Genomic DNA, 5551 nt, shown 5'->3' with positions numbered 1-5551 from the left:
CTGTTCTAAATCCTTCACCACCCTCCAGATAAGCCTGGACGGCGGTGAGCTTGAATTGATCTGAATACTTGCTCATGTGAACACCCCAAGAAATTGGATTGGTGTCCAACTTCATGGGGGCAGTCCACTCTGTGGGAGCGGGTTCACCCGCGAAGAGGCCGGCACAGGCTGTGAAAATGCCGAACTGATCCGCGTCAGTGATGTTTATCGAACCCTGAACTACGCTCACAGTCGCATTCCACAAATCATTTGTGCACAAGCAAGGAGCCAGCATGGCGTTGATGCGTCCGCTGTCGGTCGTCTGCCTGGGGCTGCTTTACATGCTCACCGGCTGTAGCAAGGAAGAGGTCCCCGAGACGTTGCCTCGGGTGGGTGTGCAACAGGTCCAGTCCACCGATTTCGCTGCCAGGGTCACCCTGACCGGCGATGTACAGGCGCGGGTGCAGACTGATTTGTCGTTCCGCGTCGGCGGCAAGATCATTTCGCGCAGTGTGGACGTGGGCGATCACGTCAAGGCCAACCAGGTGCTGGCGCGGCTGGACCCGAAAGACCTGCAGAACAACGTCGACTCGGCCAAGGCCGAAGTATTCGCCGCGCAGGCGCGGGTCACCCAGACCAGCGCCGCCTTCGTGCGCCAGCAAAAACTGCTGCCCAAGGGCTACACCAGCCAGAGCGAATACGATGCTGCCGAAGCCGCGCTGCGCAGCAACCAGAGCGCGCTGAAGGCCGCCCAGGCCCAGCTGGCCAACGCCAACGAGCAACTCAGCTACACCGCACTGGTCTCCGAGGCCGCCGGGGTTATCACCGAGCGCCAGGCCGAAGTCGGCCAGGTGGTGCAGGCGACCATGCCGATCTTCAGCCTGGCCGTCGATGGCGACCGCGATGCGGTGTTCAATGTCTACGAGTCGCTACTGGTAGCGCCGCCCAGCGATGCAGGGGTTATCGTCAGCCTGCTGGACGACCCCAAGGTCCAGGCTCAGGGCTTCGTACGCGAAATCACCCCCACGGTGTCGGCGCAAAGCGGCACGGTGCAGGTCAAGGTCGGCCTGAAGGACGTGCCAGCAGGGATGCAACTAGGCGCACCAGTCACCGCCACCACCAATGCCCAGGGCCGGCCCAGCATCGAACTGCCGTGGTCGGCGCTGACCAAGGCGCTGCATGAGCCCGCTGTGTGGGTGGTGGGCGAGGGCGACAAGGTGGAATTGCGCAAAGTCGAAGTCAGCCGTTACCTCACCGGCAAGATTGTGGTCGCCAGCGGCCTGAAGGGCGGCGAAACCGTGGTGGTCACTGGCGGGCAGTTGCTGCACCCCGGCATGCAGGTGCAGAAGGTCGACGCCAAGGCCCAAGGGGGTGAGCTATGAAACGCCTGCTGCTGATGCTGTCGGCCGGCGTATTGCTGGCCGGCTGCAGTAGTGAGGAAGAAGCACCAGAGCCGATTCGGCCGGTGCTGTCGGTCAAGGTCGAACCCCAGGTGCAGTCGCAACTGGGCCGCTTCGCCGGCAGTATCCAGGCGCGTTTCGAAAGTACCCTGGGCTTTCGGGTTTCCGGGCGCATTGCCCGACGTTGGCTGGATGTGGGCGCCCAGGTGAAGCCGGGCGACACCTTGGCCACCCTCGACCCGACCGACCAGCAGAACCAGCTGCGCGCGGCCGAAGGCGACCTGGCCAAGGTGCAGGCGCAGTGGATCAACGCCCAGGCCGATGCCCGTCGCCAGCAACAGCTGTATGACCGCGGCGTTGGCGCCCAGGCCCAGCTGGATATCGCCCAGACCAACCTGAAAACCACTAGCGCAGCGCTGGAGCAGGCGCGCTCTGCGCTCAGCCAGGCCCGTGACCAGCTCGACTACAGCACCCTGCGCACCGACCACGCCGCCGTGATTACCGCCTGGCAGGCCGAAGCCGGGCAAACGGTAACGGCGGGGCAGGCCGTGGTGACCCTGGCCCGGCCGGATGTGAAGGAAGCGGTAATCGACCTGCCAATCGGCCTGGCCGAGCAGCTGAGCAAAAGCCTGACCTTCACCGTGGCCTCGCAACTGGATCCGACCATCAGCACCACGGCAAGCCTGCGCGAACTGGAGCCCCAGGCCGATGCCACCACCCGTACCCGCCGCGCTCGCCTGACCCTGGCCAGCACGCCGGCGGCCTTTCACCTCGGCACAGCCATCAGTGTGACCCTCAGCTCGCAGGTATCCCCGCGCAGCGAATTGCCCTTGAGTGCCTTGCTCGAGCGCGACGGCAAGACCCAGGTGTGGGTGATCGATACGCAGCAGAAGACCGTGGCCACCCGTGACGTGGCGCTGATCGAGCGCACCGCTGACAGCATCGTGCTGAGCGCCGGCGTGCAGCCCGGTGAGCGCGTGGTCACCGCGGGCGTCAACAGCCTCAAGCCTGGCCAGAAGGTCACCTTCGACGAGGATGCGCAATGAAAGGAAGCTTCAACCTGTCCGACTGGGCACTCAAGCATCAATCGTTCGTCTGGTACCTGATGTTCGTTGGCTTGTTGATGGGGATTTTCTCCTACTTCAACCTGGGCCGTGAGGAAGACCCGTCGTTCACCATCAAGACCATGGTCATCCAGACCCGCTGGCCCGGCGCGACCCAGGACGAAACCCTGTACCAGGTCACCGACCGCATCGAGAAGAAGCTCGAGGAGCTGGATTCTCTCGACTACACCAAAAGCTACACCCGACCGGGTGAGTCCACCGTCTACGTGTACCTGCGCGACACCACCAAAGCCAAGGACATCCCGGAAATCTGGTACCAGGTGCGCAAGAAAATCCAGGACATCCGCGGCCAGTTCCCGCAGGGTATTCAGGGGCCTGCCTTCAACGACGAATTCGGTGACGTGTTCGGCTCGATCTACGCCTTTACCTCCGACGGCCTGACCCTGCGCCAGCTGCGCGACTACGTCGAACAGGCCCGCGCCGAAGTGCGCGAAGTGCCCAACATCGGCAAGATCGAACTGGTTGGTACCCAGGACGAAGTGCTGTACCTGAACTTCTCGACCCGCAAGCTGGCCGCCCTGGGTATCGACCAGCGCCAGGTCATGCAGGCCCTGCAATCACAGAACGCGGTAACGCCAGCCGGTGTGATCGAGGCTGGGCCAGAGCGCATTTCGGTGCGCACCACCGGGCAGTTCGCATCCGAGAAAGACCTGCAAACCGTCAACCTGAGGATCAACGACCGCTTCTTCCGCCTGTCCGATATCGCCGATATCGAGCGCGGCTACGTCGACCCGCCCACGCCCATGTTCCGTTTCAACGGCCAGACCGCGATCGGCCTGGCGATCGGCATGAAAGCCGGCGGCAACATGCAGGTGTTCGGTGCGGCGCTGAAGAAGAAAATGGACAGCGTGATCACCGACCTGCCGGTCGGGGTGGGTGTGCACACCGTTTCAGACCAGGCGGTGGTAGTGAAACAGGCCGTGGGTGGCTTCACCAGCGCGCTGTTCGAAGCGGTGGTGATCGTATTGGCGGTGAGCTTCATCAGCCTCGGTGTGCGTGCAGGGTTGGTGGTGGCCTGCTCGATCCCGTTGGTGCTGGCGATGGTGTTCGTGTTCATGGAGTACAGCGGCATCACCATGCAGCGGATTTCGTTGGGCGCGTTGATCATCGCCCTCGGCCTGCTGGTGGATGATGCGATGATCACCGTGGAGGTCATGGTCACGCGGCTGGAGATGGGCGAGAGCAAGGAGCAGGCGGCGACGTTCGCCTATACCTCTACCGCATTCCCGATGCTCACCGGCACCTTGGTGACCGTTGCCGGCTTCGTGCCCATCGGGCTCAATGCCAGCTCGGCGGGTGAGTATACCTATACCCTGTTCGCGGTAATCGCCGTGGCGTTGATCGTGTCGTGGGTGGTGGCGGTGTTCTTCGCGCCGGTCCTGGGCGTGCATATCCTGAGCAGCAAGCTCAAGGCACACGAGGAGCAGACCGGGCGAGTAGGGCGAGCGTTCGAAGGTGGCCTGCTGTGGTGCATGCGCAACCGCTGGCTGACCATCATCGGTACGGTGCTGTTGTTCGTGTTGGCCATTTTCTGTGAGCGCTTTGTGCAGAACCAGTTCTTCCCGTCCTCGGACCGCCCTGAAATTCTGGTCGACCTGAACCTGCCGCAGAACGCCTCGATCGAGGAAACGCGCAAGGTGGTCGACCGCTTCGAGGCGCGGATCAAGGATGACCCGGACCTGGTGCACTGGAGCACCTACATCGGCCAGGGTGCCATTCGTTTCTACCTGCCCCTCGACCAACAATTGCAAAACCCGTACTACGCGCAGTTGGTGATCGTCAGTAAAGGCTTCGAAGAGCGTCAGGCCATGATGGATCGCTTGCAGAAAATCCTGCATGAAGAGTTCGTCGGCATCGGTACCAACGTACAGTCGCTGGAAATGGGCCCGCCGGTAGGGCGGCCGATCCAGTATCGGGTCAGTGGCGCAAATATCGACGAGGTGCGCAAACACGCCATCGAACTGGCCACCTTGCTTGACCAGAACGAGCATATCGGCGAGATGATCTACGACTGGAACGAGCCAGGTAAGGTGCTGCGCGTGGAAATCGCCCAGGACAAGGCACGCCAGCTGGGGTTATCGTCGGAAGACGTGGCCAATGTGATGAACAGCATCGTGAGCGGCGTGCAGATCACCCAGGTCAACGACAACATTTACCTGGTCAATGTGGTCGCCCGCGCCGAAGACAGCGAACGCGGCTCGCCTGATACCCTGCAGAACCTGCAGATCCTCACGCCCAACGGCACTTCGATCCCGTTGCTGTCGTTTGCCACGGTGCGCTACGAGCTGGAGCAGCCGCTGGTATGGCGCCGCGACCGCAAGCCGACCATCACCATCAAGGCCTCGGTCAACGGCGACATCCAGCCCACCGACCTGGTGGCCCAGTTGAAACCCAAGATCGACGACTTCGCCAGCAAGCTGCCGGTGGGCTTCGAAGTGGCCACCGGCGGTACGGTGGAGGAGAGCGCCAAGGCGCAAGGGCCGATCCGCAAGGTGATCCCGCTGATGCTGTTCCTGATGGCGACCTTCCTGATGATCCAGCTGCACAGCCTGCAGAAGTTGTTCCTGGTGGTCAGTGTGGCGCCGCTCGGGCTGATCGGCGTGGTGCTGGCGCTGGTGCCCACGGGTACGCCGATGGGCTTTGTGGCGATCCTCGGCATCCTGGCACTGGCGGGCATCATCATCCGTAACTCGGTGATCCTGGTAACCCAGATCGATGAGTTCGTGGCGCAAGGCTTTTCGCAATGGGATGCGGTGGTGGAGGCCACCAACCATCGTCGTCGGCCGATCCTGCTGACTGCAGCGGCGGCGAGCCTGGGCATGATCCCGATTGCCCGCGAGGTGTTCTGGGGGCCGATGGCCTACGCCATGATTGGCGGGATCATCGTGGCGACCTTGCTGACGCTGCTGTTCCTGCCGGCGTTGTATGTGGCCTGGTACAAGATTCGCGAGCCGCAGAAACAAAACTGAAGCCTTTTACGGACCCTGTGGGAGCGGGTTCACCCGCGAATGCGACGGTAGCTCCACCATCGCATTCGCGGGTGAACCC

At 62.6% G+C, this 5551-nt stretch carries 3 protein-coding genes; all 3 read left to right on the top strand.

What is annotated here, in order from left to right; genetic code table 11:
- Positions 1-272 precede the first annotated feature (272 nt).
- Genes JOY50_RS28380 through JOY50_RS28370 form a run of 3 tightly spaced genes read left to right on the top strand, consistent with a single transcriptional unit; the run spans position 273 to position 5472 of the window.
- Positions 273-1361, top strand: a complete 1089-nt coding sequence (locus JOY50_RS28380; protein WP_138737073.1) for an efflux RND transporter periplasmic adaptor subunit — start codon at positions 273-275, stop codon at positions 1359-1361.
- The gene (locus JOY50_RS28375) at positions 1358-2425 is read left to right on the top strand and encodes an efflux RND transporter periplasmic adaptor subunit (protein ID WP_132844838.1); all 1068 of its coding nucleotides are present in this window, start codon (positions 1358-1360) and stop codon (positions 2423-2425) included. The genes JOY50_RS28380 and JOY50_RS28375 overlap by 4 nt, the downstream gene beginning before the upstream one ends.
- A complete protein-coding gene (locus JOY50_RS28370; RefSeq protein WP_138737074.1) occupies positions 2422-5472 on the top strand; it encodes an efflux RND transporter permease subunit in 3051 nt (1016 codons plus the stop codon). The genes JOY50_RS28375 and JOY50_RS28370 overlap by 4 nt, the downstream gene beginning before the upstream one ends.
- Positions 5473-5551: the final 79 nt, after the last annotated feature.

The sequence above is a fragment of the Pseudomonas sp. BP01 genome (assembly GCF_022760795.1).
Taxonomy (GTDB): domain Bacteria; phylum Pseudomonadota; class Gammaproteobacteria; order Pseudomonadales; family Pseudomonadaceae; genus Aquipseudomonas; species Aquipseudomonas putida_Q.
Note: the sequence above shows the minus strand (reverse complement) of the source record. Positions and strands in the feature narration are given on the sequence as shown.

Excerpts from the sequence above, each read along its gene's own strand:
- JOY50_RS28380 (WP_138737073.1), top strand. The coding sequence starts at position 273 with ATGGCGTTGATGCGTCCGCTGTCGGTCGTCTGCCTGGGGCTGCTTTAC.
- JOY50_RS28375 (WP_132844838.1), top strand. The coding sequence starts at position 1,358 with ATGAAACGCCTGCTGCTGATGCTGTCGGCCGGCGTATTGCTGGCCGGC.
- JOY50_RS28370 (WP_138737074.1), top strand. The coding sequence starts at position 2,422 with ATGAAAGGAAGCTTCAACCTGTCCGACTGGGCACTCAAGCATCAATCG.